Source organism: Streptomyces sp. NPDC089915 (assembly GCF_040684675.1).
Taxonomy (GTDB): Bacteria; Actinomycetota; Actinomycetes; order Streptomycetales; family Streptomycetaceae; genus Streptomyces.
On the sequence record NZ_JBFBGN010000025.1, the window covers coordinates 1 to 25,955 of the forward strand.

General features: G+C 72.5%; 26 protein-coding genes. 17 read left to right on the top strand and 9 right to left on the bottom strand.

Features of this window, described 5'->3' with window-relative positions; genetic code table 11:
- Positions 1 to 595: 595 nt before the first annotated feature.
- Together AB0O29_RS10775 and AB0O29_RS10780 are read right to left on the bottom strand one after the other, a co-directional pair.
- On the bottom strand, positions 596 to 895 hold the full coding sequence (locus tag AB0O29_RS10775; protein WP_045952120.1) for a hypothetical protein: 300 nt from the start codon (positions 893 to 895) through the stop codon (positions 596 to 598).
- A gap of 127 nt (positions 896 to 1,022) precedes the next feature.
- The gene (locus tag AB0O29_RS10780; RefSeq protein ID WP_365149315.1) at positions 1,023 to 1,199 is read right to left on the bottom strand and encodes a hypothetical protein; all 177 of its coding nucleotides are present in this window, start codon (positions 1,197 to 1,199) and stop codon (positions 1,023 to 1,025) included.
- A gap of 192 nt (positions 1,200 to 1,391) precedes the next feature.
- On the opposite strand from AB0O29_RS10780, the gene AB0O29_RS10785 reads away from it, so the two are divergent.
- A complete protein-coding gene (locus AB0O29_RS10785) occupies positions 1,392 to 1,931 on the top strand; it encodes an N-acetyltransferase (RefSeq protein WP_365149318.1) in 540 nt (179 codons plus the stop codon).
- A gap of 83 nt (positions 1,932 to 2,014) precedes the next feature.
- Positions 2,015 to 3,043: a hypothetical protein gene (locus tag AB0O29_RS10790; RefSeq protein WP_365149321.1), complete on the top strand. Its 1,029-nt coding sequence runs from the start codon at positions 2,015 to 2,017 to the stop codon at positions 3,041 to 3,043.
- On the opposite strand, the gene AB0O29_RS10795 is transcribed toward AB0O29_RS10790, so the two are convergent.
- On the bottom strand, positions 3,040 to 3,846 hold the full coding sequence (locus tag AB0O29_RS10795) for a hypothetical protein (RefSeq protein ID WP_365149324.1): 807 nt from the start codon (positions 3,844 to 3,846) through the stop codon (positions 3,040 to 3,042). The genes AB0O29_RS10790 and AB0O29_RS10795 overlap by 4 nt on opposite strands.
- Before the next feature lie 267 nt (positions 3,847 to 4,113).
- On the opposite strand from AB0O29_RS10795, the gene AB0O29_RS10800 reads away from it, so the two are divergent.
- The 4 genes from AB0O29_RS10800 (at position 4,114) to dcm (ending at position 9,458) form a co-directional block, all read left to right on the top strand.
- The gene (locus AB0O29_RS10800; RefSeq protein WP_365149327.1) at positions 4,114 to 4,797 is read left to right on the top strand and encodes a hypothetical protein; all 684 of its coding nucleotides are present in this window, start codon (positions 4,114 to 4,116) and stop codon (positions 4,795 to 4,797) included.
- Positions 4,798 to 4,890: 93 nt separating this feature from the next.
- Positions 4,891 to 6,309: a transcriptional regulator gene (locus AB0O29_RS10805; RefSeq protein ID WP_365149330.1), complete on the top strand. Its 1,419-nt coding sequence runs from the start codon at positions 4,891 to 4,893 to the stop codon at positions 6,307 to 6,309.
- Positions 6,306 to 8,141: a DEAD/DEAH box helicase gene (locus tag AB0O29_RS10810; RefSeq protein ID WP_365149333.1), complete on the top strand. Its 1,836-nt coding sequence runs from the start codon at positions 6,306 to 6,308 to the stop codon at positions 8,139 to 8,141. Before AB0O29_RS10805 ends, AB0O29_RS10810 begins: the two co-directional genes overlap by 4 nt.
- Before the next feature lie 120 nt (positions 8,142 to 8,261).
- A complete protein-coding gene (gene dcm / locus AB0O29_RS10815) occupies positions 8,262 to 9,458 on the top strand; it encodes a DNA (cytosine-5-)-methyltransferase (RefSeq protein ID WP_365149336.1) in 1,197 nt (398 codons plus the stop codon).
- On the opposite strand, the gene AB0O29_RS10820 is transcribed toward dcm, so the two are convergent.
- Genes AB0O29_RS10820 through AB0O29_RS10830 form a run of 3 tightly spaced genes read right to left on the bottom strand, consistent with a single transcriptional unit; the run spans position 9,455 to position 11,803 of the window.
- On the bottom strand, positions 9,455 to 9,901 hold the full coding sequence (locus AB0O29_RS10820) for a very short patch repair endonuclease (RefSeq protein ID WP_365149339.1): 447 nt from the start codon (positions 9,899 to 9,901) through the stop codon (positions 9,455 to 9,457). The two genes, dcm and AB0O29_RS10820, sit on opposite strands and share 4 nt — an antisense overlap.
- Positions 9,891 to 10,790 carry a NaeI family type II restriction endonuclease gene (locus tag AB0O29_RS10825; protein ID WP_365149342.1) on the bottom strand — a complete coding sequence of 300 codons (900 nt, stop codon included), beginning with the start codon at positions 10,788 to 10,790 and terminating at the stop codon, positions 9,891 to 9,893. Before AB0O29_RS10825 ends, AB0O29_RS10820 begins: the two co-directional genes overlap by 11 nt.
- Positions 10,787 to 11,803: an SEC-C metal-binding domain-containing protein gene (locus AB0O29_RS10830; RefSeq protein ID WP_365149345.1), complete on the bottom strand. Its 1,017-nt coding sequence runs from the start codon at positions 11,801 to 11,803 to the stop codon at positions 10,787 to 10,789. The genes AB0O29_RS10825 and AB0O29_RS10830 overlap by 4 nt, the downstream gene beginning before the upstream one ends.
- Before the next feature lie 134 nt (positions 11,804 to 11,937).
- On the opposite strand from AB0O29_RS10830, the gene AB0O29_RS10835 reads away from it, so the two are divergent.
- From AB0O29_RS10835 to AB0O29_RS10850, 4 genes are all read left to right on the top strand, one after another.
- Positions 11,938 to 12,714 carry a class E sortase gene (locus tag AB0O29_RS10835; RefSeq protein WP_365149348.1) on the top strand — a complete coding sequence of 259 codons (777 nt, stop codon included), beginning with the start codon at positions 11,938 to 11,940 and terminating at the stop codon, positions 12,712 to 12,714.
- Between the two features lie 143 nt (positions 12,715 to 12,857).
- Positions 12,858 to 13,130, top strand: coding sequence for a DUF6412 domain-containing protein (locus tag AB0O29_RS10840; RefSeq protein ID WP_365149475.1), 273 nt, complete (start codon positions 12,858 to 12,860; stop codon positions 13,128 to 13,130).
- Between the two features lie 127 nt (positions 13,131 to 13,257).
- Positions 13,258 to 13,917 (top strand): YidC/Oxa1 family membrane protein insertase, encoded by a 660-nt coding sequence (locus tag AB0O29_RS10845; protein ID WP_365149351.1) that lies wholly within the window; start codon positions 13,258 to 13,260, stop codon positions 13,915 to 13,917.
- A 246-nt stretch (positions 13,918 to 14,163) separates the two neighbouring features.
- Positions 14,164 to 15,021 (top strand): fumarylacetoacetate hydrolase family protein, encoded by an 858-nt coding sequence (locus tag AB0O29_RS10850; protein WP_365149354.1) that lies wholly within the window; start codon positions 14,164 to 14,166, stop codon positions 15,019 to 15,021.
- Positions 15,022 to 15,112: 91 nt separating this feature from the next.
- Here AB0O29_RS10850 and AB0O29_RS10855 read toward each other — a convergent pair whose 3' ends face one another.
- Together AB0O29_RS10855 and AB0O29_RS10860 are read right to left on the bottom strand one after the other, a co-directional pair.
- Positions 15,113 to 16,309, bottom strand: a complete 1,197-nt coding sequence (locus AB0O29_RS10855) for an ALF repeat-containing protein (protein ID WP_365149357.1) — start codon at positions 16,307 to 16,309, stop codon at positions 15,113 to 15,115.
- Between the two features lie 98 nt (positions 16,310 to 16,407).
- A complete protein-coding gene (locus tag AB0O29_RS10860) occupies positions 16,408 to 17,514 on the bottom strand; it encodes a Gfo/Idh/MocA family oxidoreductase (protein ID WP_365149360.1) in 1,107 nt (368 codons plus the stop codon).
- A 55-nt stretch (positions 17,515 to 17,569) separates the two neighbouring features.
- Here AB0O29_RS10860 and AB0O29_RS10865 point away from each other — a divergent pair, with 55 nt between their 5' ends.
- The 5 genes from AB0O29_RS10865 to disA all read left to right on the top strand — a co-directional run bounded on the left by AB0O29_RS10865 (position 17,570) and on the right by disA (position 23,299).
- Positions 17,570 to 18,661, top strand: a complete 1,092-nt coding sequence (locus tag AB0O29_RS10865) for an ROK family transcriptional regulator (RefSeq protein WP_365149363.1) — start codon at positions 17,570 to 17,572, stop codon at positions 18,659 to 18,661.
- 196 nt (positions 18,662 to 18,857) lie between these two features.
- Complete coding sequence (locus AB0O29_RS10870) at positions 18,858 to 19,262, top strand: hypothetical protein (RefSeq protein WP_365149366.1); 405 nt, start codon at positions 18,858 to 18,860, stop codon at positions 19,260 to 19,262.
- A 224-nt stretch (positions 19,263 to 19,486) separates the two neighbouring features.
- Positions 19,487 to 20,338 carry a hypothetical protein gene (locus tag AB0O29_RS10875; protein WP_365149368.1) on the top strand — a complete coding sequence of 284 codons (852 nt, stop codon included), beginning with the start codon at positions 19,487 to 19,489 and terminating at the stop codon, positions 20,336 to 20,338.
- 179 nt (positions 20,339 to 20,517) lie between these two features.
- Complete coding sequence (radA, locus tag AB0O29_RS10880; protein WP_365149371.1) at positions 20,518 to 21,942, top strand: DNA repair protein RadA; 1,425 nt, start codon at positions 20,518 to 20,520, stop codon at positions 21,940 to 21,942.
- A 232-nt stretch (positions 21,943 to 22,174) separates the two neighbouring features.
- Positions 22,175 to 23,299: a DNA integrity scanning diadenylate cyclase DisA gene (disA, locus tag AB0O29_RS10885; protein ID WP_351890220.1), complete on the top strand. Its 1,125-nt coding sequence runs from the start codon at positions 22,175 to 22,177 to the stop codon at positions 23,297 to 23,299.
- A 65-nt stretch (positions 23,300 to 23,364) separates the two neighbouring features.
- On the opposite strand, the gene AB0O29_RS10890 is transcribed toward disA, so the two are convergent.
- On the bottom strand, positions 23,365 to 24,153 hold the full coding sequence (locus AB0O29_RS10890; protein ID WP_365149374.1) for a hypothetical protein: 789 nt from the start codon (positions 24,151 to 24,153) through the stop codon (positions 23,365 to 23,367).
- Positions 24,154 to 24,312: 159 nt separating this feature from the next.
- On the opposite strand from AB0O29_RS10890, the gene AB0O29_RS10895 reads away from it, so the two are divergent.
- The gene (locus AB0O29_RS10895; RefSeq protein WP_365149377.1) at positions 24,313 to 24,927 is read left to right on the top strand and encodes a phosphatase PAP2 family protein; all 615 of its coding nucleotides are present in this window, start codon (positions 24,313 to 24,315) and stop codon (positions 24,925 to 24,927) included.
- Positions 24,928 to 24,958: 31 nt separating this feature from the next.
- Positions 24,959 to 25,864 (top strand): A/G-specific adenine glycosylase, encoded by a 906-nt coding sequence (locus AB0O29_RS10900; RefSeq protein ID WP_365149380.1) that lies wholly within the window; start codon positions 24,959 to 24,961, stop codon positions 25,862 to 25,864.
- Positions 25,865 to 25,955 lie beyond the last annotated feature (91 nt).

A 25,955-nucleotide genomic window follows, 5' to 3' on the forward strand; every position in this document is an offset into this window, starting at 1 on the left:
GTGGGCGGTGGGCACGCGGCTCCTGCCCGTACGGGGTGGGCGGTCGGCAAAGGCCCCCGCCTGCAGGCGGGGCGGAAGGCAGGCACGCGCCCGCGCCCGGACCTGGGGGAGGCGATGGACACGCGCCCGCACCGGCGGAGGCGCGGGCATCAGCCCCCTGCCCGTACCCGTGCCCGTGCCCGGGGTGGGCGGTGGACACGCGGCCGCACCGGTGGAGGCGCGGGCATCAGCCCCCTGCCCGTACCTGTGCCCGGGGTGGGCGGTGGGCGTGCGCCCGTAGCCGGATAGGCGGTGGGCAAAGGCCCCCACCCATACGCGGGGTGGGCGGCGTCCACGTGCCTGTACTCGGGGTGAGGCGAGGGCAGAAGACCCTGCCCGCACCCGGTGGAGGCGCCCCTGCCCGCACCTGCGGGAGGCGGGTGGGCACGCGCCCGTGCCCGGACGTGGGGGAGGTGGCGAGCATCAGACCCCTGCCCGCACCTGGGGTACGCGGTGGACACGCGCTCCCACCCCCACCCAGGGAGGCGGGTGGGCGGCCACAGCCCGGCCCTGGCGGGCGGGCCCCCCGGGACGCCCCCCGGGGACGGGACTCCGCTCAGCCCCGGTCCGCCACCGCCCACGCCGTGGCGGCCACGACGCCCGCCGCGCCGACGACGGCCGGCCATGCGCCGACCTTCTTCGCCAGCGGATGCGCCCCCGCGAAGCCCGCGAGGTACAGCGCCCCCAGGCCGGCCGCCGCCGGCACCCCGCCGCGGCGGTGCCATTCCCGCCCGGCCACGATCCCGGCGGCGCCGAGCACGACCCCGCCCAGGGGTCGCTTCTTCGTCCAGCGGGCGACGGCGTAGCCGCCGACCAGCCCGGCTGCCGCCACCGCGGAACTCGGTACCCGCGCCATGTCGATCTCCCTCGTCGTGTCTTGCGTACGCACCACACGAACCCGCGTACGCGCCAGATAAGTCATGCCATGCGATGCGATGCGCTGCGCTGCGAAAACCCGTTCAACCGTTCAACCGCTCACGAGGCTAACGCGGACGCCTGGAACCCCGGCGGACACCCACCGCCCCGAGCGCGAGAACGGCCCCGCCCACCACGGCGTCGGGCACCGCCTCGCGCAGCGCGCGCGGCAACAGCGCCACGACCCCGAGGACGAGGAGGAAGGCGAGCGCACACCGGCCCGCCACCCGCAGCAGTCTGTCCACGGGCTGCTCAACGCCCCGCACCGCCCCGCGACACGCAAACCCGGCGGCCGATTTGTCGGCACACGCCAGGTTCCTCCCATCCGCAGCCCGTGGAACCCCGATCGCCTACTTTCGGTCTTCCACCCCAAAACACCCCTCCGCAGCGCCCCACCCCCCACCGCCCCCACCCCCCACCTCCACCCGGAGCCGCACGTGATCTCCTACGGCCGCGCCGTCCTCGACCTCGCCGACGAACTCCTGGACGCCTACGCCGACGTCTTCTCCGCCCCGCCCTGGAACGAGGACGCAGAAACCATTCGCCACTTCGCGGGCCGCCTCCAGGCCGACGTCCGGCGCCCGGGCTTCCGTACGGCCTTCGCCCAATCCCCCGTCGGCATCGACGGCTTCGCCACCGCCTGGCTGACCCAGGCACCCTTCCCCGCAGGCCGCGGCTACCCCCAGGTCGCCGCCCAGCTCGGCCCGGAACGGGTGCGCGACCTGCTGATCGGGGCCCTGGAGATAGACGAACTGGCCGTACGGGCCTACGCGCGCGGCACCGGCACCGGACGGGCCCTCCTCACCGAGATCACCGCCGACGCCCCGCAGAACCGGGCCTGGCTCCTCACCTCACGCCTGGCCGAGGACACCATCGCCACCTACCACCGCCTCGGCTGGCACGAGGTCCCCGCCCTCCCCGGCACGGAGACGAACGTGGCCGTCTTTCTCTCCCCGACCCACCCGGGCCGCCCCTGACGACCCACCCCCCACCCCCACCCACTCATCCACAGCACCCAAACGAGAAGACTGGACACCCCCACCCCGGGCATACCGGGCCCATGAACACCCACAAGACACCCACCCCCCGAACACCCACCCCCCAAACACTCACCCCCCTCACCCGCCGCCAGCTGAACCTCGCCACCCGCCACCAGCTCACCACCACCGCCGGCGTCCCCCACGCCACCATCACCTCGCGCACCCGCCCCGGCGGCCCCTGGCAACGCCTCCTGCCCCGCGTCTACCTCCTCCAGACCGGCCCGCCCGACCACCGCCAACGCGCCCTCGCCGCGGTCCTCTACGCCGCCGAGCCCACCGCGGACCCCCTCGCCGGCGACACCGCCGCCCTCACCGGCGGAGCGGCCCTCGCCCTCCTCGGCATCCGCGACGCCCCGCCGACCCCGGCCGAGGTCCTGATCCGCGGCCCGCGCCGGCTCACCGCCGTCCCGCAGGTCCGCCCCGTGACCACCACCCGCTGGCCGGGCACCCTCACCGTCGCGGGCGTGCCCAGCGCCCGCCCGGTCCGCGCCGCCGCCGACTTCGCCGCCCGCTGCCCGAGCCCCGACCGGGTCCGCTCCGTCCTGGCGCAGGTCGTCCAGTCCGGCTGGTGCCACCCGAACGACCTCCACACCGAACTCCGCAGCGCCCGCCTCCTGTCCCGCCCGGCGGTCCGCGCCGCCGCCGGGGAACTCCTGGCGGGGGTCCGCTCGGTCGCCGAGGCCCGGGCCCGCGACGTCCTCGCCGGCACGGACCTCCCGACCCCGCTGTGGAACGCCCGCCTTTACACCCCGGACGGCACCTTCCTGGCCAGCCCGGACGCCTACTGGCCCGACGAGGGCGTGGCCCTGGAGGTCGACTCGGTGGAGTACCACTACACCCGCGACGCCTGGCACGCCACCCTCCGCCGCCGCCTGCGCCTGGAATCCCACGGCGTCCTGGTGGTCAGCGCCACCCCGTCGATGATCCGCGACACCCCGACCGAAGTCCTCTCAGCCCTCCGCACCCTCCTCACCCTCACCACCCCCCGCCACTCCCCACCCACCCTCACGGCCCGCGGCCACGTCCAGCTGGCCCTGCCGCTGGCCTAGTGATTCAGTGCGGCGGACAGCAGGAACGCCACGTCTTCCGCTCTCTCGGCACGCTGGAACGCCGCAGCGATGTTCAAGACAGCCTGCCTGTCGACGCGTTCGCTGACGCTGGTCAGCACGGCCTCGGCGGCTTCGGTAAGCCCTGCCGCGCGGCATGCTCCCACCGCATCCAGCAGTTCTGCGGGGGTGAGGGTCCTTCCGGCCCGCCACAACAGGAGTCCGGCGTCACGGTTGCGGCCATCGGCCAGGGAGGCCATGAGCGTTTCAAGCTCCGTCCAGTCAACGGCGGGGAGTCCGGCGTGCGGCCGGTCCCCCTCGGCTGGGGGGACCGGCACCTGGCGCCGGGCCAGAATCCGCTGCCGGGTGAGGCGGGAAGTCGTCCTTCCCGGAAAGGAGCGGCGTCGCATGCGCCGTGCGACGGGAGCCGTGTACGACGACGCGTCGTGGCCAGAACGCGGGAAAGCCGGCGGTGCATCAGCTTCTTCAGGTGCCGTTCTGTCGGTGGTGTGAGGAACGCACGAGCAGTGGTGTGCGCGAGCCAGCCGTCTCAGTTCCAGAAGCTCATCGAGCGAACAAGGCAGTTCGGCCCCCGTCCCGTCCGGCCCCTCACACTCGTCCCGGACTGCCTTGAAAAAGGCTTTGATCTGTGCTTCTTCCGGGATCCGGACGCCGTTGAGGTGGTTGGAGAGGCTGGACGGCACAAGGTGCCCGGACACGGCGATGTCGGCCTGCCGTCTGCGGCTGCAGTCGCGCAGCCTGCGCAGCATCTCCACCAGCGCCCGGTGGGCGGTGGGCAGATCCACCGGCAGGTCCTTCCATTTCCCCGTCAGCCGAGGCATCACCACTCCATTCGTCCCGATGCGGATATCTCACTGAAGTCTTACGGCAGAACGGTCAGAGGTGAACCGCCTGGAGTTTTCATCTGACCTCGAAATCCCGTGAGTACTGGATTTCCGCCGAGTTCCTGAGCAACAGTTACGTCGTTCGCTGAGGTGCCGGTGGGGGGCTCCTCTAGCTGTCCGCGAGGACGGCTGGACAGCTCAACCCTGACCAGAAAAAGGAGATGGGCAATGAGTCTTCCGTCCTGGACGGATGAGAAGTTCGGCACGATGAAGCGCGCGGCGCTGTGGCTTGTCACCGTCGTAGGGGAGGGGAACGTCTTCACCAAGGAAGAGGTGAAGCAGGCGTTCCCGGGCGTGAGCCAGGCCGACCGCAGGGTCCGGGATCTGCGTGACTTCGGCTGGCGGATCGACACCAACCGTGAGGACTTGGGGCTGAACCAGCATGAACAGCGCTTCGTCCTCCAGGGGGAACCGGTGTGGGAGCCTGGCAAGGGCACCCGGCCGGCCTCGTCCATTACCGATACGCAGCGCCGCGAGATCCTGGCCCGTGATGGACACCACTGCCGTTCGTGCGGGATCACCGCGGGAGAGACGTACGCCGGCACCTTCGCTTCTGCCCAGCTCGACATTGCCAGGAGGCCCGTCATCCAGGCGGATGGCAAGGTCAAGGTGGAGCTGGTGGCCGAGTGCAACCGGTGCCGGGTGGGAGGCAAGGGCCTGACGGCTGATCTGGAAGCCGTTCTGGTACGGGTGGACCGGCTCGACGGACTGAACCGCAAGACCCTGACGGACTGGGTCGCGGCCGACGCCCGGGAGTTCGCCGAGGTTGAGCGCCTCTGGGCGGACATCCGTACGCTGCCGGCTGACTCCAGGAACAAGATCCGTGAGGCTCTCGGGCTGCCTCCGGTCTGAAAATAGGTGTACTGGGGGGCCGTCTAGCGCGGCGGCCCCCCGCTGCCCGCCCCACTACGCATCCATGGACATGCAGTCAGAGGAGAACGCCCCGTGAGCATGGACTTCGGCCGGCCGCCCCGTGCCGCCGAGAACCAGGAACTGGTCGAGCAGCGCCTCAAGGAAGCCGGCGCAGGTGACGGCCTCCAGGAGACACTGACGGTTGAATGGCGGACAAAGCCGGAAGTGGTCCAGGTCATCGACATGCCGGTGGACCAGCTTTACTTCAATCCCTCGACCCACCGGATCCGGGCCCAGCGCAGCTTTGATCTCGAGCGTGACCGCCTCCTCGCGGCCGGCCCCTGGGCACCGGAGAGCCAGGAGTACCTCGGGTACCTGCTGCAAGCGCTCCCCGCCAACCCGGCGAAGCGCGACGGAGACTTTGACGAGCTCAAGGCGAGCCTTCGGGAGTACAGGCAGAACGAGCCGGGCCTCATCACGCGCGACGGGATCCTCGTCAACGGCAACACCCGAGTCGCGGCCCTGCGTGAACTCGGTGTTCCGAGTGTCCGGGTCGGAGTGCTGCCGGCGTCGTGCACCTGGGCCGACATCAACGCGGTGGAGCTGTCGCTGCAGCTGCGTCATGACACCCGTCGGCCGTACTCCTACATCAACCGTCTGCTCACGATCGAGGAGCAGGCCGCAGCAGGCCGGCCGCTCGCTGACATCGCCAAGGACTTCCGGATCCGGACGGAGACTGCTGAGCAGGACCGCTGGGTGCTCGCCACCCTCAACGACCTCGTCACGCGCTCCAAGACTGAGTCGGCTCAGCTCAAGCTGCTGGATTTCGAGGATCAGCAGGAGAAGCTGCGCGAGCTCCACCGGGCCTTCGCCAAGGCATCCCGGCAGAACCCGGCACAGGCTGACCTGTTGAAGGAGAACAGGCTCGCGCTCATCGTGCTGGAATTCTCGAAGACGGATGTCCGTCTCGCGGATGTGGACTTCCGCAGCCGGTACCTCCAGAGGCATCTGCCAGAGCAGCTCCAGCAGACTCCTGCCCAGGCTGGCACGGCCCGTGTCATCCCGGGCCTCAACCGGTCCGTCCCGGCCGACAGCCCCCAGGTTGCGGCGGCGAAGGCGTTCACCAATACGCTGCTGCAGGCCAAGGCGGTGGAGAGGGCGCCCGGGGCGGTGGACCAGCAGGAATCTGAGGAAGCAGCCGCCCTGTGGCGACAGGCCAGAGAGGCGGTTGAGGAAGCTCTCGTGCCGGCGGGCAAGGACGCCCGCGTGCGCAAGCGCAAACAGGCCGCTCCGGACCGGCTGCACGACGCTGTTCAGGACATTGAGCAGTGCGTCACTGACATGACCCTCGCCCGGGCTTCACGGAACCTGGATGAGGAGACGCTGGATGAGGCCATCCTGGCGCTCAAGGCCAGTCTTACGAAGCTTGCCCGTGAGACGGCGCGCATCGAAGAGCCGGGCGACGGAGTGGTGTGGCTGCTCGGAGCTATGCGGCAGCAGGAGGGGGCGTGACCGAGCCGTCGCTGCACCTGGCCTTTGACGTCTCCCGTACGAAGGCGGTGCTCCGCGCGTCTGAGCAGTTCGGACCCGACCTCACTCATGTGGCGACGGGCTTCCCTGTTGGCGGGCAGCGCGGGCCTCATCTGCTGGAGGTACCGCTCGACGACTTCCTGGCGGGCCTCCATGTGCTGTCGGACTGGCCGGCCCCAGATTCGGTCGAGTGGGAGCAGGATCTGCTTGCCCTGGTCAACGATGTCTTCGATGACGCGGACCAGGCGGCTGCCTACCTGGACGACGCTCCGGCGGCCAGCGGCTCAGGAGGGGCTGAGGATGATGCTGACGCAGTCCCCGCTCTTCTTGGCAGTGACTGGTGCGCAGACCTGACGGCCTTCCAGCGCCGGGACATCTCCAGACTTCTCACGATGAGGCACGGCGCGAACTTCAGCGTGCCTGGTGCCGGCAAGACAAGGGTCGGGCTGGCGGTCTACGCGGCTATGAAGGAGCGGGGAACGGCCAGGCGTCTGCTGGTTGTGAGTCCGAAGTCGGCTTACGAGTCCTGGATTTCTGAAACCCGGGAGTGTTTCCGCAGCCAGCCGGTGACCACGGTCATGGGCAGGCTTCCCGATCCGCACGCCGAGATCCTGGTGGTCAACTACGAGCGGCTCGACCCCTCGTTGACGGGGCTGGCTGGCTGGCTGCGTGCGGCCCCGTCGATGGTGATCCTTGATGAGGCACACCGGATGAAGCTCGGGGCCGAAGGCACGTATGGGAGTGCCTGCATGGCGCTGGGACCGCTGACCCGGCGCCGGCTGATCCTTACCGGTACGCCAGCCCCGAACGGGGCACGCGATCTTGAGAACTTGATGTCGTTCGTCTGGCCCGGTCATGGCCGCCGCGTGGTCACACAGGCGGTGGCGGGCGGGGATCTGGCCCACGCCAGCTCGGTTCTCCGTCCGCTGTTCACCCGTACCACCAAGAGTGAGCTGGGCCTTCCGCCCTTCCAGCCCGTTATGCGCACAGTTCCGCTTGAAGGGCTGCACCGCGAGATCTACGACGCCCTCGTCGGGCGGTTCACCGCGCGCGCCGAACTGTCCAGAGATGACTTCGACGCGCTGGGGAAGGCGATGCTACGGCTGCTGATGGCGGCCACTAGCCCCGCGCTCCTGGTGGAGGGGACCAGCAGGCACGAGCCGCTCAGTTTCCAGGTGCCGCCGTTGGATATTCCGGCGGACGAGCCGCTCTACGGTTTGCTGCAGCGTCTTGGCCAGTATGAGATGCCGCCGAAGTACAGGGAACTGAGGGCGATCGTCTCCCGGAATGCGGCAGCGGGCCGGAAAACCCTGGTGTGGTCGACCTTTGTTCGTAATATCACCAGTCTGGAGGTGTTGCTGAAGGAGTTCCAGCCCGCTGTGGTGCACGGTGGAACGCAGGACCGCGAGGAGCAGATCGGCCGGTTCCGCAACGATCCGGACTGTCTCGTGCTGATCTCTAACCCCGCCACTCTGGGTGAGGGCATCAGCCTGCACCGTCACTGCCATGACGCCGTGTATGTGGACCGCGACTTCATGGCTGGCCGGTTCCTGCAGAGCTTGGACCGCATCCATCGGCTCGGGCTGGCCCCGGGTACTGAGACCCGCGTCACGGTCCTTGCCTCGGAGGGCACCATCGATGAGGTGGTCGCACTGAGGCTCGCGGAGAAATTGGAGTTCATGGGCGCCATCCTGGACGACCCGTCGGTGCGCCAGCTCGGGGACCTGCAGGAGGAAGCGCCAGTGGCGGCCGGCATGGACGAGGGCGATATGCGGGCTCTGCTGGAGCACGTGCAGGCCGCCGGCGTTCGCTGAAGGCGACGTGACGGGTGAGGTAGACGGGGGCCAGCGCACCCGCACGGAGCGAAGTGGCCTTAGGTGTCAGTGGCAGATGCGACACTTGCCTGTCTGCATCTGCTACACCAGGAGGACCCGATGGATGCCCGCGACGACGCGCTGACCTCGATTGAGATTTGTGCTGGCGCCGGGGGGCAGGCCATCGGCCTCCACCAGGCCGGATTCAAGCACCTTGCGCTCGTCGAGATCGATCAGCACGCCGCAGCGACGCTGAGGCGCAACGTCACCCATCGGGAAGGCTGGAAATTCGAGCGCAAATTCTGCGACATCATCGAAGGTGATGTCAAAGATTTCAATCCGATGGTTCAGCTGAAAAAGGCCATTGCTTTTCTCGGGGGCCCGCTCGAGATGGGGAAGCTTGATCTTCTCGCTGGCGGCGTCCCTTGCCCCCCCTTCTCGCATGCCGGAAAGCAGCTCGGTAAGGATGATGAGCGCGACCTCTTCCCGGAGATGCTGCAGCTTGTTGATGGCCTCCGCCCCAAGGCGGTCATGATTGAAAATGTCCGGGGCATCAAGGATGACAAGTTTGATGAATACCGGGAGTGGGTCCAGGCGCGGCTGCAGGGTGGAATGGCCACGGACCCTCAGTCGGGTGTCCGGCAGATGTACGAGGGTGCCGGATACAAGGTGTGCGGCTGGAACGTCCTGGAAGCCAGTGATTTCGGTGTCCCGCAGCTGAGGCCGCGCGCGATCCTCGTCGCGATCCGCACCGACGTCCTGGGGGACCAGGAGTTCCAGTGGCCCGTTCCGAACAAGAAGCTCACGACCGTCGGGGAAGCCCTTGACGCCACGATGGCCGAGCGGTACCAGCCGTTCATTGACGCAGGCGGCGAGCTGGGGCATGACGCCCAGATCGCGCTGAAGGAATGGCGCAATGCCGCTGTCGGCATCGCACCCACTCTTGTCGGGGGCTCCAAGAAGCACGGTGGCGCCGACCTCGGGCCGAGCCGGGCGAAGGCTGCCTGGGCGAAGCTGGGCGTCAACGCGCTTGGCGTCGCCAACTCGCCGAAGGACGTCGAGAAGAAGGACAGTGCGGAGCGCGACCTGTTCCGTGCGGGTCCGATGCTGACGGTCACCCAGGCTGCGATTATCCAGGGGTTCCCGCGGGAGTGGGACTTCGAAGGCGACGGCTCCGAGGGCAAGCTTCCCGGCAAAACCGCTCAGTACCGCCAGGTTGGCAATGCCTTCCCGCCGCCCGTGGCCCGCGTGGTCGGCAAGGCCATCGCCACGGTGCTGCGAGGCGCAGGTGCGCAAGCGGCGCCTGTCCAGGACTAGCGGCGGCGCTCCTGCACGGCGGCGGCGATCGCCGCCGCGCAGGCCTCGGACCGCTCGTGCTCCCAGAACCGGAGCACGAGCCAGCCGGCCTGTTCCAGTTGCTGGTCCGTGTCCCTGTCCCTCGCGATGTTCCGGGCGACCTTCTCGGACCAGTAGCCCTGGTTGGTTTTGGGCGGCACATAGTGTTCCGGGCACCCGTGCCAGTAGCAGCCGTCGATGAAGACTGCCACCTTCGACGGGCCGAAGACGAGGTCGGCGGTGCGCCGCAGCCGGGGCAACGGCCGGGCGGCGACCCGATATCGCAGACCCTGTGCGTGTACGAGACGCCTGATGATCCACTCTGGCTTGGTGTCCCGGCTGCGGATGGCCTGCATGTTGCGCCGACGGGCCGCAGAGGAGGCCCATGAACCCTCGGGAGGCTGCCACGGGTCCTCACCCGTCATGAGCCTGCCCTTCTTCTAGCCGCAGGGCCACCCAGTCCTCCGGCCCTAGAGTGATCTTGTGAGCTGCTGCGAGATCCTGTTGGTCGCGCCACTTCCCGCACAGCAGGGTAAGGCCGTCCTTCGCCAGGTGCCTCCGGACGTTTCGGGCGCGGCGCAGCGGGTCAAGTTTGCCCGCTCCCACTGTCGAGATGACGCTGCGAGGGATGATGTGCCCTTCCAGATGCCGGAACATCATGGCGAAGCGCTGTTCCTGGCCGGGCCGCTTCGCCATGATGCGAGCGGACTGCTCTGCGGTGAGCAGGGTAAGCGGGTTGACCGGCAGAGGCGTCCAGTCGTAAAGCGGGGTGCTCCACTGGTCACGCGCATCAACCGCAAGGCCCCGCTTGCCGTCCTTGTTTCCCTTGCCCCGGTAAAGCCATGAGCGGTGGGTCCGTACCAGCCATGACCGGTGCCGGCCCCGTCCGAGTTGTATCTGGGTGCAGATACAGAGCTGGCAGTGAGCCTCTGACGGAATTGCCCAGTTCGAACCGACGGTTGCCTTGATGTCGACCGGGACCTTCGCGATGCGCGTGTCGAGCGGGGGCTCCTTCGGCAAGGAGAACGAGCGGAGAACCTCGTACTCGAGCTTTGCTCCCACAGAGGCTTTCTCGCCTGGGTGGACATCCGGAGCCATCAGGTCGTACCGGCCGGTCCGGGCCCCGTCCAGCACGTAGTCGATCGCGTTGGCGATGGCTCCTGTGTAAAGCCCGGCCACATCGAATGCCCGCAGCCAGTCCAGTACCGCTTGGGCCTCCGCGTCGTCGCTGGGGGCGAGCAGCGTGTGTTCACTCGTATCGCCGTTCGTGCAGATCTCCCCTGGCCGCTGGAGGATTAGACGTCCTCTGCTCATCCCTGCGCCGCCGCCCCGTCCGCCCCGTGGCACTCCGCGTACGGCTTGCCCGAGGTGCACCAGCAGGGGGAGGTGGGGGTGGGGGGCCAGGGGGTGGCTTTGCCTCGGGCGGCCAGGGTGGTGGCGTATTCGGCCAGGAGGGACGGGGACGCCGGGGAGGACTTCTCCGAGGCGGCGAAGGCCTCGTACGAGGGGACGCTGCCCGTGACGATGCCCAGGTTCGTGGTGCCCGAGGCGGCCAGGGCGCGGAGGGAGGATTCGACCTTCGCCAGGTGGGCCTCGTGGGAGGGGTACTCCGAGGTGAGGGTGGGGTAGCCCGTCAGGAGTTCGGCCAGTTCGCGGGCGGGCCAGTGGAGGATGGCCACCGGGAAGGGGCGGGAGAGGGCGGCGCGGCGGTCGCCGAGTTCGGCGCGCAGGCGGGCGATCTCGGCGCGGAGTTCGGCCGGGTCGTTGGAGCCCAGGGCCCAGATGCGCTTGGGGTCGTGGAGCTCGTCCAGCGGGATCGGGCCGATGTGGCGGGTGTCGGCGACCATGTCCCAGTCGTCGTGGGGGAGGGCGAGGAGCCGGCGGACGCGGTGGCGGCCCGTCAGGAGCGCGGTCGTGGCCTGGGTGAGGGGGGTGTCCTCCGAGGTCAGGAGGGTCGCGGCCTCCGTGAAGCACTCGTGGGAGGCCTCCAGTTCGTCGTGGGATTCGAGGGCCTCCGCGATCACCTCCCACGGGGCCGGGTCCGTGGGCGCCGCGGCGCGGATGCCGGAGATCAGGGCGCGCGCCTCGGCCTCGTGGCCGTACTCCCAGAGGTTCGCGGCCTGGCGGGCCTTGATCAGGTGGGGGTTGGCGGGCGAGGCCGAGAGGAGGCGGTCGTAGAGGGCGCTCGCGCGGTCCCGGGCGTCGCCCAGTTCGAGGTGGGCCGCGGCCTGGAGGAGCAGGGGTTCCTGGTCCTCGGGGTAGCGGGTCGCCGTGCGGATGAGGCGCTCGGCTTCGGCGATGTGCTCTGCAGGCGTGTCGGGGCGCATGGTTCACACCGTACTGCCGCTGGTCAGTTGAGGGGGGAAGTCTTAGGGTGCCGGCCGTGCGGGATCAGGTGCGTGTGGTGGTGCAAGGGGGCGGTCGGCGAGCGGCCCGGGCCGGGCTCGCGCGGCTGCTGTGGGTGGCGGCTGAGGTCCTGACCACGGTGGGGGTGGTGGTGGCGTTGCTGGTGGTGCACCAGGTGTGGTGGACCAATCGGCAGGCCGTGGCCGGTGCGCAGGAGCAGGTCAGGGCTTTGGAGAGGGCCTGGGAGGGGGGAGAGGGGGAGGGGGACGCCTCCTTGGCGCCTTCTGTGGGGGAGGGGGACGGGCAGGGGGCCGGGGTGGTTGTGGGGGGTTCTGGCGGTGCCGGGGGCGGGGACGTGCGGGCTTCGCCGCCCGCTGCGGGGGCCGGTGGGGGGACGGGGGCGAGGCCCGCGCCGGCCGCGGCCGGGCCCGCGCGGGACGAGGCGTACGGCGTGTTGCGGATTCCCCGGCTCGGGCTCTCGGTGCCCGTCGCGGAGGGGGTGGACCGGCGGGCGGTGCTGGACAAGGGGTACGTGGGGCACTACCCCGGGACGGCCCAGCCCGGGGCGGAGGGGAACTTCGCACTGGCCGGGCACCGGAACACGCACGGGGAGCCGTTCCGGTACCTGAACCGGCTTCGGGAGGGGGACGAGGTCTTCGTCGACCTGCGGGGGCGGCGGTACACGTACGTGGTGGGGAAGGTGCTGGCGGAGACCAGCCCGGGGGACGTGGGGGTCATCGCGCCGGTGCCGCGGAGCTCGGTCAGGCCGGGGTACGGGTATGAGAGCGCCGGGTCCTACATCACGCTGACGACGTGTACGCCCGAGTACACCTCCAAGTACCGGCTGGTGGTCTGGGGGACCCTCAGGAGCGTTGTCAGTGAGGCGCGTTAGGGTGGTGGACAGGTATCGCGGTGTCGATCGTGAGTTCTGGCGGGGTGGGGGTGGTTCGCATGGGGTGTCGTGAGGTTCGGCGGTTCAGCGTGTCCTCCTTCCTGTTCCGCGAGGGCTCGCGCGCGGGCTCCCGCGCCGCTCGGATGCTCGTCGGGCTCCTGCTGCTCGGCGGGGTCCTCGCGCTGCTGTCCGGGGAGTCCGGGCTGGCGGCCGGGGTGGTCGTGCTGGCCGCGGCGGTCGCCGTGGGCGCCGCCCTGCTGGCGGCGTGCCTCGTGCGGCCCGTACCGCCGCACCGAATACGTACCGCGATCCGTGATCGCGAGCAGCGCACGGCGTTCCTGCCGCAGCGCGATCCCGACGCTTCGGGCCGGTCTCGGCCCAGGGCGCCCGGCCGTCCGGTCCTGACGGCCGCGTAGGGGCGCGCAGTGTCCACTGCCTTCGCCTTCTGCTCTCGCACCACCTGAACGCTGTTGCCGCCCCTCGCGGGTCGTCACGCCGAAATGCACCTTTTCGACGTTTGACGAGACCCCTCGGAGGGCCCGCGTGTCCGTTTTCACTCATCTCGTTGCCGAGCTGGGCCGGCTCCTGGAGCCGGTACTGGCCGAGTCCGCGACCGCTGCCGCGATCGCGCTGTTCACCCTGCTCGTACGGCTCGCGCTGTTTCCGCTGGGGCGTGCCGCGTTCCGTGCGGCGACCCCCGTCGCGGGGTGCCTGCCGACGCTGCTGCAGCTGCCGGTGTTCTTCCTGATGTACCGGTCGTTCTCCTCGGGGGACGAGCTGCTGGGGCACCGGCTTTTCGCGGCGCCCCTCGGGGCCCGCTGGGCCGGGGCGCTGGAGCAGGGCGGCCTGTTCGGGGCGCAGGGGCTCGTGTTCCTCGGGCTGTTCGCCGCGATCGCCGTGGTGGCGGCGTGGAGTGCGGTGCGGGGGCGGCGGGCCGCCGCGGCCGCGCCCGCCGTGCCGCCGGTCCTGCCCCGGGTGAAGGGTGCGGGCGGGGCGCCGGCCGCGCCGAGCGCGGAGCAGCTGGCGGCGATGCGCAAGGTGGGCGGCGTACTGCCCCTGCTGTCGTTCGGGACGCTGATCACGGCCGCCGTCGTGCCGCTGGCCGCCGGCCTGTACCTGCTGACCACCACCGCCTGGTCGGTCGCGGAGCGGGCCTGGCTCCAGCGGCGGGCGGCCCGGACGGGGGCCGACGCGGCGGCCTGAGCGGCGGTCTGGCTGCGGTCTGGGCTGCGGCCCGGCCAGCGGCCGGGGGTGAGGGGCCGGGTTGCGGGGTGGGTGGTGGCCCGGTCGGTGGTCGGGGACGGAGGGGGGTGTTCCAGTCTGTGAACAGGGTCTTGCGGATTGGTCGGACATCTTGGAGGATCAGCCAATCCTCCGATGGCCGCAACCCATCGGCCGGCCCTCGGGCATGCCCGCGGGCCGACCACCCACGACCACGGGAGAATGCCCATGAAGCTGCTGCGTGTCGGACCCGTAGGGTCGGAGCGCCCCGCGCTGCTCGACCAGGACGGGACCCTTCGGGACCTGTCCGGCCTGATCACGGATGTGGACGGGGCCCTGCTGGCCGACGACTCCGTCCTGTCCCGCGTACGGGACGCCGCCGCGGGCGGCGAGCTTCCGGTGCTCGACGCGGAGGGCCTGCGCATCGGCTCCGCCGTCGGCCGGATCGGCAAGGTCGTGGGCATCGGCCTGAACTACTTCGGGCACGCGGCCGAGATCGGCGCGGAGCCGCCGGCCGAGCCGATCCTGTTCCTGAAGGCCGCGGACACCGTGGTCGGCCCGGACGACACCGTGCTCATCCCGCGCGGCAGCGTGAAGACCGACTGGGAGGCCGAGCTCGGCGTCGTCATCGGCAGCACGGCCCGCTACCTGGCCTCCGCCGAGGAGGGCCTGGCGCACGTCGGCGGCTACACGCTGGTCAACGACGTCTCGGAGCGCGAGTTCCAGATCGAGCGCGGCGGCACCTGGGACAAGGGCAAGAACTGCGAGACGTTCACCCCGCTCGGCCCCTGGCTGGTCACCGCCGACGAGATCCCGGACCCGCAGGTCCTGGACGTGAAGCTGTGGGTGAACGGTGAGCTCAGGCAGGACGGCAGCACCTCGGACCAGATCTTCCCGGTCGGCGAGGTCGTGCGGTACCTGAGCCAGTTCATGACGCTGTACCCCGGCGACGTGATCGTCACGGGTACGCCGGCGGGCGTGGCCATGGGCCAGCCGGAGCCGAAGCCGTACCTGCGGGCCGGTGACGTCGTCGAGCTGGAGATCGAGGGGCTCGGGCGTCAGCGTCAGGAGTTCAAGAGCGCGTAGCGCCGTACGGCGAGGGGGAGGGGCGGGCTGCCCGGGGCGGCCCGCCCCTCCTCGTTCGCACGGCGTGTTCGTGCGGCGTCTTCGCGCCGCGTCAGCCTTCGGCGGACGTGCGGCGGCGGCGGTTGGCCACGACCAGGCCGGCGCCCGCCGTGAGGGCGGCGGCGCCCGCGCCCGCGGCCCAGGTGGTCTCGGAACCGGCGCCGGTGCTCGCGAGCGGGCCGGAGGAGGAGCCGCCGGCCGGGGCGGTGTTGCCGTTGCCCTTGGCCGTGCCGGTGCCGGTGCCCGTGGCGACGGCCGGCTGGACGCCGTCCTTGGCGCCGGCGGTGCCGGTGCCGCTACCCGTGCCCGTACCGGTGCCCGTGCCGTGGCCCTCGTCCTTGGCCCGGGCCACGTGCTGGCCGGTCTTGAGGAACGCGGCGCGGTCCTCGGCCGTGCCCTTGAGGGCGGCGAGGGCGGCCTTCTTCAGCTCCGGGCCGGCCTTGGCGACCATGGACGAGATCTGCACCTTGTTGTCGTCGTCACGCAGCTCGTGCTGGGTGGTCGTCAGGAACGCGCGCAGCTGCTCCGGGGTCGGGTTGCCTTCGAGGAGCTTGATGATCCCCTCCTTGAGGCCCGGCCCCGCGTCCTTGATCATCCCGAACAGGGCGACCCGGTCGTCCTCGGCGCGGACCTTGTGCTGGCCCGTGGCGACGAACTCGCGGATCTGCTCGCGCGTGCCGTGGTCCAGCAGCTCGTTCACGGCCTTGGTGACGCCCCGGCCGGCGCCGTTCAGCATGCGGAACAGCTCGACGCGGTCATCCTCGAGGCGGGCCGCGTGCTGCCCCTCCCTCAGGAACTCCGTGTACGCCTCCTGGGTTCCCTTGCGGAGGGCCTCGACCGCGGCCGCCTTCACGGCGCGGCCGCCGAAGTTGTGGATCCGGGAGATCTTGACCTCGTCGTCGACGAACTGCTCCTTCGCCAGCTCGACCGTCAGGAACAGCCGCATCTGCTCGGCCGTTCCCTTGAGCGCCTTCGCGGCGGCCGCACGGACGCCGGGGCCGCGGGCCGGATCGGCCAGGATCGCCTCGATCGCCGCCCGGTCCTTCGCCGCCTGGGGGTCCTCGGCGGGCTTGTCGGCCGGCTTGTCCGCCGCCGGCTTCCCCTCGGCACCCTGGTCGGGCGCCGTCGGGGACGACGGGGTGGACGGTCCGGCCGCCGCGCCGTCGGCGGCGAAGGCGGGCGAGGAGAGCAGGACGGCCGGGGCTATCGCGGCGGTGGCCACGATCGATGCGATCCGGGGCAGCTTCACAGGTGGGGTTTCCATTCTTCACATGCGTGATGATCGGCAGCCTGTGCAGGATAGATCGTTTGTTCGCCCCGAAACCGTCGATTTTGCGACAGCCTGGATCAGACGGCGACGACCGACCCGTCACGGGACGAAGTGCGCGCCGCCTCCAGCACCGCCAGGCAGTGCGCCGCCTCGTCCGCCGTGACCGGGGCCGGCCCGCCCGTCCGGAGCGCCTCCGCGACCGCCGCGTAGTACGCCGGGTAGTCGCCCGGCACCGTCGGCACGGGGTCCCCGCCGCCGGTCAGCGGGGATTCGCCCGAGCCCAGCCGCCCCCACAGGTGCTCCGGCTCCTCGCCCCACGCCGGGCCGTCCGCGCCGCCCGGCCGCAGTCCCTCGCGCAGGGCGGCCTCCTGGGGGTCCAGCCCGTACTTGACGTAGCCGGCCCGCGAGCCGAGGACGCGGAAGCGCGGGCCGAGCTGGGCGGCGGTGGCGCTGACGTAGAGGTGCGAGCGGATGCCGTTCGCGTGCGTGATCGCGATGAACGTGTCGTCGTCGGCCTCGGCGCCCGGGCGGCGCACGTCGGTCTCCGCGTAGACCCGTACGGCCGGGCCGAACAGCACCAGCGCCTGGTCGACGACGTGGCTGCCGAGGTCGTACAGCAGGCCGCCGATCTCCTCCGGCGCGCCGGACTCGCGCCAGCCGCCCTTGAGCTGGGGGCGCCAGCGCTCGTAGCGGGACTCGAAGCGCTGGATCTCGCCGAGTTCGCCGTCGGCGAGGAGGCGGCGGACGGTGAGGAAGTCGTTGTCCCAGCGGCGGTTCTGGAAGACGGAGAGGAAGGTGCCGGTCCGCTCGGCGAGCGCGGCGAGTTCGCGGGCCTCGGCGGCGGTGGCGGCGAGCGGCTTGTCCACGACGACGGGGATGCCGGCGTTGAGCGCGGCGGTGGCGAGCGGGACGTGGGTCTTGTTGGGGGAGGCGATGACGACGAGGCCGAGGGGGGCCTCGCCGTCGGCGCCGTCGCCCGCGCGCTTCCACAGCTCGTCGGCGGAGGCGATGACGCGGACGCCGGGGTGGGCCTCGCGGGCCTGGGCCTGCCGGCCGGGGTCGGAGGTGACGACGGTGTCGAGGAGCAGGCCCTCGGTCGCGGAGACGAGCGGGGCGTGGAAGACGGAGCCGGCGAGTCCGTAGCCGATGAGCGCTACGCGCAGGGGGGTGGGGGAGGCGTTCATGGGTCCACTTTGGCAACAGCGTTGCGTAAGTGCAAGGAGGGTGGACAATGGGTGGGTGAACAGGGGAAACGCGGACGGTGGCCGAGGCGGCGGGGTGAACCTGCCGGTGGTGCGCGGGCACAACGAGGCCCTGGTGCTGGACCTGCTGCGCGCGGCGGGGCCGGTGGGGCTGGGGCGTGCCGGGCTCGCCGCCCGTACGGGGCTCACCCCGCAGGCCGTCAGCAAGATCACCGCCCGGCTCGCGGTGGAGGGCCTGGTGGCGGAGGCCGGCCGCGACGCGTCGACCGGCGGCAAGCCGCGCACCCGGCTGCGGCTGGTGCCGGGCGCGCGGCACGCGGTGGGGGTGCACCTGGACCGCGACGAGCTGAGGGCCGTACGGGTCGACCTGGCGGGCGGCGTGGTCGCGGAGTGGTCCGGTCCGCTGGACTTCGGGGCGGGGCCGGAGGTGGTGGTGGACGCGGTCGTACGGGCGGTCGCGCGGGTCGAGGACGGCGCGGGGGCGCCGGCGCGGCTGCTCGGGGTGGGCGTGGCCGCGCCGGGGCCGCTGGACTGGCGCGGCGGGGTGCTGGGGCGGGTGACGGGGTTCCCGGGGTGGGAGGGGTTCCCGCTGCGGGAGGCGCTGGCGGGGCGGCTGGGGGTGGCGGTGGTGGTGGACAAGGACACCAACGCCGGGGTCGCGGCGGGCGGCCCGGCCGGGGACGGCGCCGGTTCCTGCGTGTACCTGCACGTCGGCACCGGGCTCGGGGCGGGGCTGCGGCTGGACGGTGCGGTGTACCGGGGCGCGCGGTCGGGGGGGGGGGAGTTCGGACACCAGGTGCTGCTGCTGGACGGGCCGCGCTGCCGGTGCGGGGGCCGGGGGTGCCTGGAGGTGCTCTGCCTGGAGGCGGTGGCCCGGGGTGACCTGGCGGGGGCGGCGCGGGTGCTGGGGGAGGGGGCGGCCAACCTGGTCGCCCTGCTGGACGTGGACCGGGTGCTGCTGGGGGGCCGGGTGGTGGCGGGGGCGCCGGAAGTGTTCGTACGGGGCGTACGGGAGGCGCTGGCCGCGCGGTCCCTGACGGCCGACCCGCCGGTGGTGGGGTTGGCGCCGGCCGGTGTGGCGGAGGGGGCGGCGGAGCTGGTGGTGGGGCGGCTGTTCGGGGGCGGTTGACCTGGCGGTTGGCCTGGCGGCCGGGCCTTGTGGGGTGCGGGTGGGCTGCGCGGTGGCGTCGGGTCGGGTCGGGTCGGTCGGCGGTACGGGCCGGCCCCGGCCCGTGAGGGAGACGACGGCTCCGCCCGGGTCGACGCCCACGCGGGCGGTCCAGGCGCCGACGGGCTGGGTCTCGGTGTCGACGGTGATCCGCAGGGTGACCGATTCTCCGGGGGCGAGGGTGCCCGCCGTCCGGCTCGCGCGCAGCCAGGGCGCGTCGGACCAGAGCCGCCAGTCGACGGGGCTGCCGCCGAACGCGCTGAGGGTGAGCAGAGTGGTGCCGCCGTGGGTGGCGGCGGAGACGGTGAGGCGGCCGGGGGCGCCGGGCCCGGCGGCGTCGGGGGTGGCGGGGGCGCCGGAGCTGATGACCTCGACGGAGACGTCGGGGGCGGCGCTGCCGGGGGCGAAGCCGGGCTCGCCGGTGGTGCGGGCGGTGTTGCCGGTGTTCTCGTACGCGGTGAGCGGGCGGCCCTCGGTGAGCGGGGGCGGGATCTGCGATTCGCTGGAGGAGATGCGGGTGCCGTCGCCGACGGGTTCGCCGATGGCCGGGGCGCCCCGGTAGGCGGCCCACAGGGCGATGACGGGGGCGGCGACGACCGTGGCGACGACGGTGGTGGTCACGGCCCGGGCCCGGAGCCGGTCGCGGCGGGCGGCGCGGTCCTTGGGGTCCATGGGGAAGCCGGTGCGGTCGAAGCGCGGGCCGGGACGGCCGCCCCGGCGGCGGCCGGAGCGCAGCATGGCGGCGCGGACGGCGCCGCGGGGGGCCGCCACGAGCGGGAGCGCGGCGTGCAGGCCGCCGGAGCCGGGCCAGGGCGCGGCGGCGCCGACGCGTTCGGCGACGCGGCGGCAGCGCGGGCAGTCGTCGACGTGGCGGACGAGCTCGGCGCGCAGGGTGCTGGAGAGCAGGACGTCGCGGTCGCCGTCGTCGCCGGTGAGGCGGGAGACGGCCGGGCAGTTGCCGGTCTCGACGACGGCCAGGGCGGCGCGGGTGCGTTCCACCTCGCAGGCGGCGGCGGACAGCAGCTCGCGGGCGGTGGCGGGGGCGGTGCCGAGGACGGAGGCGAGTTCGGTGACGCCGAGGCGGTGGCGGACGGCGAGTTCGAGGGCCTCGCGCTGCTCGGGGGTGGTGCCGGCGGCCTCGGGCCAGGCGAGGCGGGCGAGCTCGGTGCGGCGGTAGGCGCTGACGTCGAGCGGGGGGTGCACCTGGGGCGCACGGTCGGGGTCGGTGTGCTCCGGAGTGCGCCGGGCGGAGTGCGCCCCCTGGCGGGTGCGCCGCTGCTCGGCGAGGCGGCGCAGGCAGGCCCAGCGGGCGAGGGCGTAGAGCCAGGCCCGGCGGTCGCCCTCGTCGGGACATCGGCCGGGGTGCCGGTCGGCGACGGCGAGGACGTCGCCGAGGGCCTCGGTGGCGGCGTCGTGGTCGCACAGGACGGACAGGCAGTAGGTGAACAGCCCGTCGAGGTAGGGCTCGTACCGGAAGGGCGGCGGCTCGGGGTCCCCGCTCCGCGCGCCCGCCGGATCCTCGGGGAGCTCGGGGAGCCCGGGGAGCTCGGGAAACGCGGACGTCGCCGCCGGCTCGGCCGGGTCGTACGCCCCCGCTCGGGGTGTGCGCCTGTGCGCCCGGTGTGCGCCGGTGCGTGATGCGGGGTCTCCCTGGTCGCTGCTGTCCACCTGGCGAAGGTAGGCGGCACGCCGGTGACGCCCCGGAAGCCTTCACCAGTTTTAGCCCTTACGGGTGAACAGATCGCCATCGCGCTGACCGCGCCCCTGACGCCCGGGTCCGCGCCGTGTTGTCGGTGGGGCCGGTTACCGTGGGCGGCATGGCTGCCCGAACCTCCCGCTCATCCGCCAAGGACCGTCCGTCCTTCCGCTGCACCGAGTGCGGCTGGACGACCGTGAAGTGGCTCGGCCGCTGCCCGGAGTGCCAGGCCTGGGGGACCGTCGAGGAGATGGGCACGCCCGCCGTGCGCACCACCGCGGCCGGCCGGGTCACGTCGGCGGCGCTGCCGATCGCGCAGGTCGACGGCAAGACGGCGACGGCCCGCAGCACCGGCGTCGACGAGCTGGACCGCGTCCTGGGCGGCGGCCTCGTCCCCGGCGCGGTGGTCCTCCTCGCGGGCGAGCCGGGCGTCGGCAAGTCGACGCTGCTGCTCGACGTCGCGGCGAAGGCGGCCACCGGCGACCACCGCACCCTGTACGTCACCGGCGAGGAGTCGGCGAGCCAGGTGCGGCTGCGGGCCGACCGGATCAACGCCCTGAACGACCACCTCTACCTCGCCGCCGAGACCGACCTGTCCGCCGTCCTCGGCCACCTCGACGCCGTGCGGCCCTCCCTGCTGGTCCTGGACTCCGTACAGACCATCGCCTCCCCCGAGATCGACGGCGCGCCGGGCGGCATGGCCCAGGTCCGGGAGGTGGCGGGGGCGCTGATCCGCGCCTCGAAGGAGCGGGGCATGGCCACCCTCCTCGTCGGCCACGTCACCAAGGACGGCGCCATCGCCGGCCCCCGCCTGCTGGAGCACCTGGTGGACGTGGTGCTGAGCTTCGAGGGCGACCGGCACGCGCGGCTGCGCCTGGTGCGCGGCGTGAAGAACCGGTACGGGGCGACGGACGAGGTCGGCTGCTTCGAGCTGCACGACGAGGGCATCACCGGGCTCGCCGACCCGAGCGGACTGTTCCTCACCCGGCGCGCCGAGGCGGTGCCGGGCACCTGCCTGACCGTGACCCTGGAGGGCAAGCGCCCGCTGGTCGCCGAGGTGCAGGCGCTCACCGTCGACTCGCAGATCCCCTCCCCCCGCCGCACCACCTCCGGCCTGGAGACCTCGCGCGTCTCGATGATGCTGGCCGTACTGGAACAGCGCGGCCGGATCACCGCGCTGGGCAAGCGGGACATCTACAGCGCGACCGTCGGCGGGGTGAAGCTGACGGAGCCGGCCGCCGACCTGGCGATCGCGCTGGCGCTGGCCTCCGCCGCGAGCGACGTGCCGCTGCCGAAGAACCTCGTCGCCATCGGGGAGGTCGGGCTGGCCGGCGAGGTGCGGCGGGTGACCGGCGTGCAGCGGCGCCTCGCGGAGGCGCACCGGCTCGGGTTCACGCACGCGCTGGTCCCGGCGGATCCGGGGAAGGTGCCGGCGGGGATGAAGGTGACCGAGGTCGCGGACGTGGGCGACGCGCTACGGGTCCTGCCGCGCGGCCGGTCCCGTACCCCGGCCAAGGCACGCGAGGGCGCCGCCCCGACGGAGTGACCCGCTCCGCTCCGACGGCGCGACCCGCCCCGCCGCCGGCGGAGCCGCTGGGTCCGCCTCGGCGGAATCAGGGGCTCCGGCCGGTGCGCCGGGGTGCAGGTCAGCGGGGCCGTACGGGCCGCCGCCGCGGCGCCGCGGGTTAACGCCCGGCGGGCGCACAGGTGGCGCCGGTAGACTTTGTGCTGGTCCGCCCGGCCCTACAGGCGGCGCAACCCGCGACCGGAGGAGTGCAGTGGCAGCCAAGGACGGGGCAGCAGCATCCGGCAAGTCGGGCGCGAGCTCCAAGCACGAGGCGCTGATGCGCGCCTCGCTGAGCGCGGTCGCCCCTGGTCAGCCGCTGCGTGACGGTCTGGAGCGGATCGTCCGCGGCAACACGGGCGGGCTGATCGTCCTCGGCATGGACAAGGCGGTCGAGGCCATGTGCACCGGCGGCTTCGTGCTGGACGTGGAGTTCACCGCGACCCGGCTGCGCGAGCTGTGCAAGCTCGACGGCGCGCTCATCCTCGACAAGGACCTGACGAAGATCCTGCGCGCCGGCGTTCAGCTGGTGCCGGACGCGTCGATCCCGACGGAGGAGACGGGTACCCGGCACCGCACGGCGGACCGGGTCTCGAAGCAGTGCGGGTTCCCCGTCGTGTCGGTGTCGCAGTCGATGCGGCTCATCGCCCTGTACGTGGACGGGGAGCGGCGCGTCCTGGAGGAGTCCGGGGCGATCCTGTCCCGCGCGAACCAGGCCCTCGCCACGCTGGAGCGGTACAAGCTGCGCCTCGACGAGGTCGCGGGCACGCTGTCGGCGCTGGAGATCGAGGACCTGGTCACGGTGCGCGACGTGACCGCGGTCGCGCAGCGGCTGGAAATGGTCCGCCGGATCGCGACCGAGATCGCCGAGTACGTGGTCGAACTGGGCACGGACGGGCGACTGCTGTCGCTCCAGCTGGACGAGCTGACGGTGGGCATCGAGCAGGAGCGGGAGCTGGTGATCCGGGACTACGTTCCGGAACCCACGGCGAAGCGTTCCCGCACGGTGGAGGAGGCGCTGCCGGCGCTCGACGCGCTGACGCATCCGGAACTGCTGGAGCTGGCGATCGTCGCGAAGGCGCTGGGGTACACGGGGTCGCCGGAGACCCTGGACTCCGCGGTGTCGCCCCGCGGGTACCGGCTGCTGGCGAAGGTGCCGCGGCTGCCGGGCGCCATCATCGAGCGGCTCGTGGAGCACTTCGGCGGGCTGCAGAAGCTGCTCGCCGCCAGCGTGGACGATCTGCAGACCGTCGACGGGGTGGGCGAGGCGCGTGCCCGCAGCGTGCGCGAGGGGCTCTCGCGGCTGGCGGAGTCCTCGATCCTGGAGCGGTACGTCTAGGCTCCGCCGCCGCTACGTCTGACCCTGCGCGGGTGTCCGGGGGCGGAGCCCCCGGACGCGGCGGCTCAGTCCTGCTTCAGGACGAAGGACGTGCGGGCCACCGGGAGGCCCGGGGTGCGGGCTTCGACGACGTAGGTGTCCGGGGCCGGGGTGCCCGCCGGGGGCGACTGGCACTGGTCCGCCGCGCTGAGCTTGCGGTCCCACTCCAGCGACTGCTTCGTCTCGCCCTGCGCCGGCAGCCGGAAGAACGCGGTGCCCGGGCCTGACGGGCAGTCGGCCGAGGACCAGACCTGCTTGGCGCCGGTCGTCTGGAAGATCGTCACGACCGCCTGCTTCGGACCCAGTCCGAACTTGCAGGTGCTGCCCGAGACGTTGCGGACGAGGAGTTCGAGGCGCGGCTTCTCGTTCGTCTCGTACTCGTTCTTCACGCTCTTGACCTCCCACTGCACCGCGCTCGCCGCGCAGGTGGGCAGCGGGGAGTCCGCCGGGACGGCCTGGGAGGCGCCCGTACCGCCGCCGGAGGAGCCGGAGTTGGCGCCGCCGCCCTGGTCGGGGTTCTTGGGCGTGCCGCCGCCCGCGCCGGCCGCGGAGCCGCCGCCGGTGCCCGACTCGGCCCGCCCGCCCGGGGCCTGACTGATCGCCGGGCCGGAGCCGGAGGGGCCGGGGGTGATCGTGCGGGTGGGGCCGGAGGCACTGCCGCCGCCCTTGCCGTTCGTACTCGTGCCGCCGCCACCGGAACTGACGAACCATACGGCGAGGAGCGCGGCGAGCGCCGCCGCGGACGCCAGAACAGCCCTCCGCCGCCAGTAAATGGAGGAGGGAAGCGGCCCGACCGGATTGCGCAGAGATCCCACGTACCGAACCTTACGAGAACTCGCGCCGCGATCAGCGCCCCACATGCCGCGCATCCGGCGCGTTTTGCCGATGATCATCTTGCGGTATGACGCCGGGGCGATGGGTTCAGGCCAGGGTCTGACGTGACCCCGACCAGGGGTTGAGTACGGTCGGTCACCATGGACACCTCCGGCCTCTACCGCGACATCACCGACTTCGCCCACGGCACTCCCCTCTGGGTGCAGTCCGCCTTCGAGGTCTGGACCGAATACGGTCTGCTGCTCTTCGGGCTCCTCTACATAGCCGTCTGGTGGCGTGCGCGCGGGCAGGGCGATCCCCGGGCGGTGTCGCGGGCGGTGCTCGCACCGCTGGTCACCGCGCTCGTGTACGTCGCCTCCGAGCTGGTGAAGTCGACCATCGACGAGGAGCGGCCCTGCCGGGCGGTGGCCGGGGCGGCCGCCTCGCTGGTGCCGTGTCCGCCCTACGGGGACTGGTCCTTCCCCAGCAACCACTCCGCCATCGCGGGCGCGGCCGCCGTGGCGCTGGCGCTGGCGGTGCCGCGCCTGGCGGTGCTGACCCTGCCGATGGCCGTGCTGATGGCCTTCTCCCGGGTGTTCGTCGGGGTGCACTACCCGCACGACGTGGGGATGGGCCTGCTGCTCGGCGCCTCGCTGGGCGCGCTGGCCGTGGCCCTGCTGACCGGGCCGCTGAGCCGGGTGGTCGCCGCCGTACAGGGGAGCGGGATCCGCGCGGCCGTCTGGTTCACCGGTCCGGGCCCCGCGCACCGCCCGTAGAACGTGCCAGGATGCCCCTGACATGCCTGACATGACTGCATCCGCCGAGACCGCCGCGTCGTCCCCCTCCCCGCTGCACGAACCCGTGATCGCGTGGTTCGACGAGCACGCCCGCGACCTGCCCTGGCGCCGCCCCGAGGCCGGCCCCTGGGGGGTGATGGTCAGCGAGTTCATGCTCCAGCAGACCCCCGTCAGCCGGGTCCTGCCCGTGTACGAGCAGTGGCTCGCCCGCTGGCCCCGGCCCGCCGATCTGGCCGCCGAGGCGCCGGGCGAGGCCGTACGGGCCTGGGGCCGGCTCGGCTACCCCCGCCGGGCCCTGCGCCTGCACGGCGCGGCCTCGGCGATAACGGAGCGCCACGGGGGCGACGTGCCGCGCGACCACGCGCAGCTGCTCGCGCTGCCCGGGATCGGCGAGTACACGGCCGCCGCGGTGGCCTCCTTCGCGTACGGGCAGCGGCACGCGGTGCTCGACACCAACGTGCGCCGGGTCTTCGCCCGTACCTCGACCGGTGTGGAGTACCCGCCGAACGCGACCACCGCCGCCGAGCGGCGCCTGGCCCGGACCCTGCTGCCCGGGGACGAGGCCACGGCGGCCCGCTGGGCGGCGGCCTCGATGGAGCTGGGCGCGCTGGTCTGCACCGCCAAGAGCCCGGACTGCGTGCGCTGCCCGGTGGCCGGGCTGTGCGCCTGGCGGCTGGCCGGGAAGCCCGCGCACGACGGGCCGCCGCGGCGCGGGCAGACGTACGCCGGGACCGACCGGCAGGTGCGCGGCCGGCTGCTGGCGGTGCTCCGCGAGGCGTCGGGGCCGGTGGCCCAGGCGCAGCTGGACGCGGTGTGGGACGAGCCGGTGCAGCGGGCCCGGTCCCTGGACGGGCTGGTGTCCGACGGGCTGGTGGAGCCGCTGGCGCGCGGGATGTACCGCCTGCCGCAGTCCTAGGGGCGCCCCCGGACCGGCCCCTGACCGGCTCCGGACCGGCCCCGCGGCGGAATCCGTGGCGGCCGGCCCCGGAATCCGCAGGTCCGCCGGG

Coding starts and splice junctions, on each gene's coding strand:
- radA (WP_365149371.1), top strand. CDS start 20,518: ATGGCTGCCCGAACCTCCCGCTCATCCGCCAAGGACCGTCCGTCCTTC.
- AB0O29_RS10825 (WP_365149342.1), bottom strand. CDS start 10,790: ATGAGCAGAGGACGTCTAATCCTCCAGCGGCCAGGGGAGATCTGCACG.
- AB0O29_RS10800 (WP_365149327.1), top strand. CDS start 4,114: ATGAGTCTTCCGTCCTGGACGGATGAGAAGTTCGGCACGATGAAGCGC.
- AB0O29_RS10850 (WP_365149354.1), top strand. CDS start 14,164: ATGAAGCTGCTGCGTGTCGGACCCGTAGGGTCGGAGCGCCCCGCGCTG.
- AB0O29_RS10900 (WP_365149380.1), top strand. CDS start 24,959: ATGACTGCATCCGCCGAGACCGCCGCGTCGTCCCCCTCCCCGCTGCAC.
- AB0O29_RS10820 (WP_365149339.1), bottom strand. CDS start 9,901: ATGACGGGTGAGGACCCGTGGCAGCCTCCCGAGGGTTCATGGGCCTCC.
- AB0O29_RS10895 (WP_365149377.1), top strand. CDS start 24,313: ATGGACACCTCCGGCCTCTACCGCGACATCACCGACTTCGCCCACGGC.
- AB0O29_RS10790 (WP_365149321.1), top strand. CDS start 2,015: ATGAACACCCACAAGACACCCACCCCCCGAACACCCACCCCCCAAACA.
- dcm (WP_365149336.1), top strand. CDS start 8,262: ATGGATGCCCGCGACGACGCGCTGACCTCGATTGAGATTTGTGCTGGC.
- AB0O29_RS10830 (WP_365149345.1), bottom strand. CDS start 11,803: ATGCGCCCCGACACGCCTGCAGAGCACATCGCCGAAGCCGAGCGCCTC.
- AB0O29_RS10840 (WP_365149475.1), top strand. CDS start 12,858: ATGCTCGTCGGGCTCCTGCTGCTCGGCGGGGTCCTCGCGCTGCTGTCC.
- AB0O29_RS10775 (WP_045952120.1), bottom strand. CDS start 895: ATGGCGCGGGTACCGAGTTCCGCGGTGGCGGCAGCCGGGCTGGTCGGC.
- AB0O29_RS10860 (WP_365149360.1), bottom strand. CDS start 17,514: ATGAACGCCTCCCCCACCCCCCTGCGCGTAGCGCTCATCGGCTACGGA.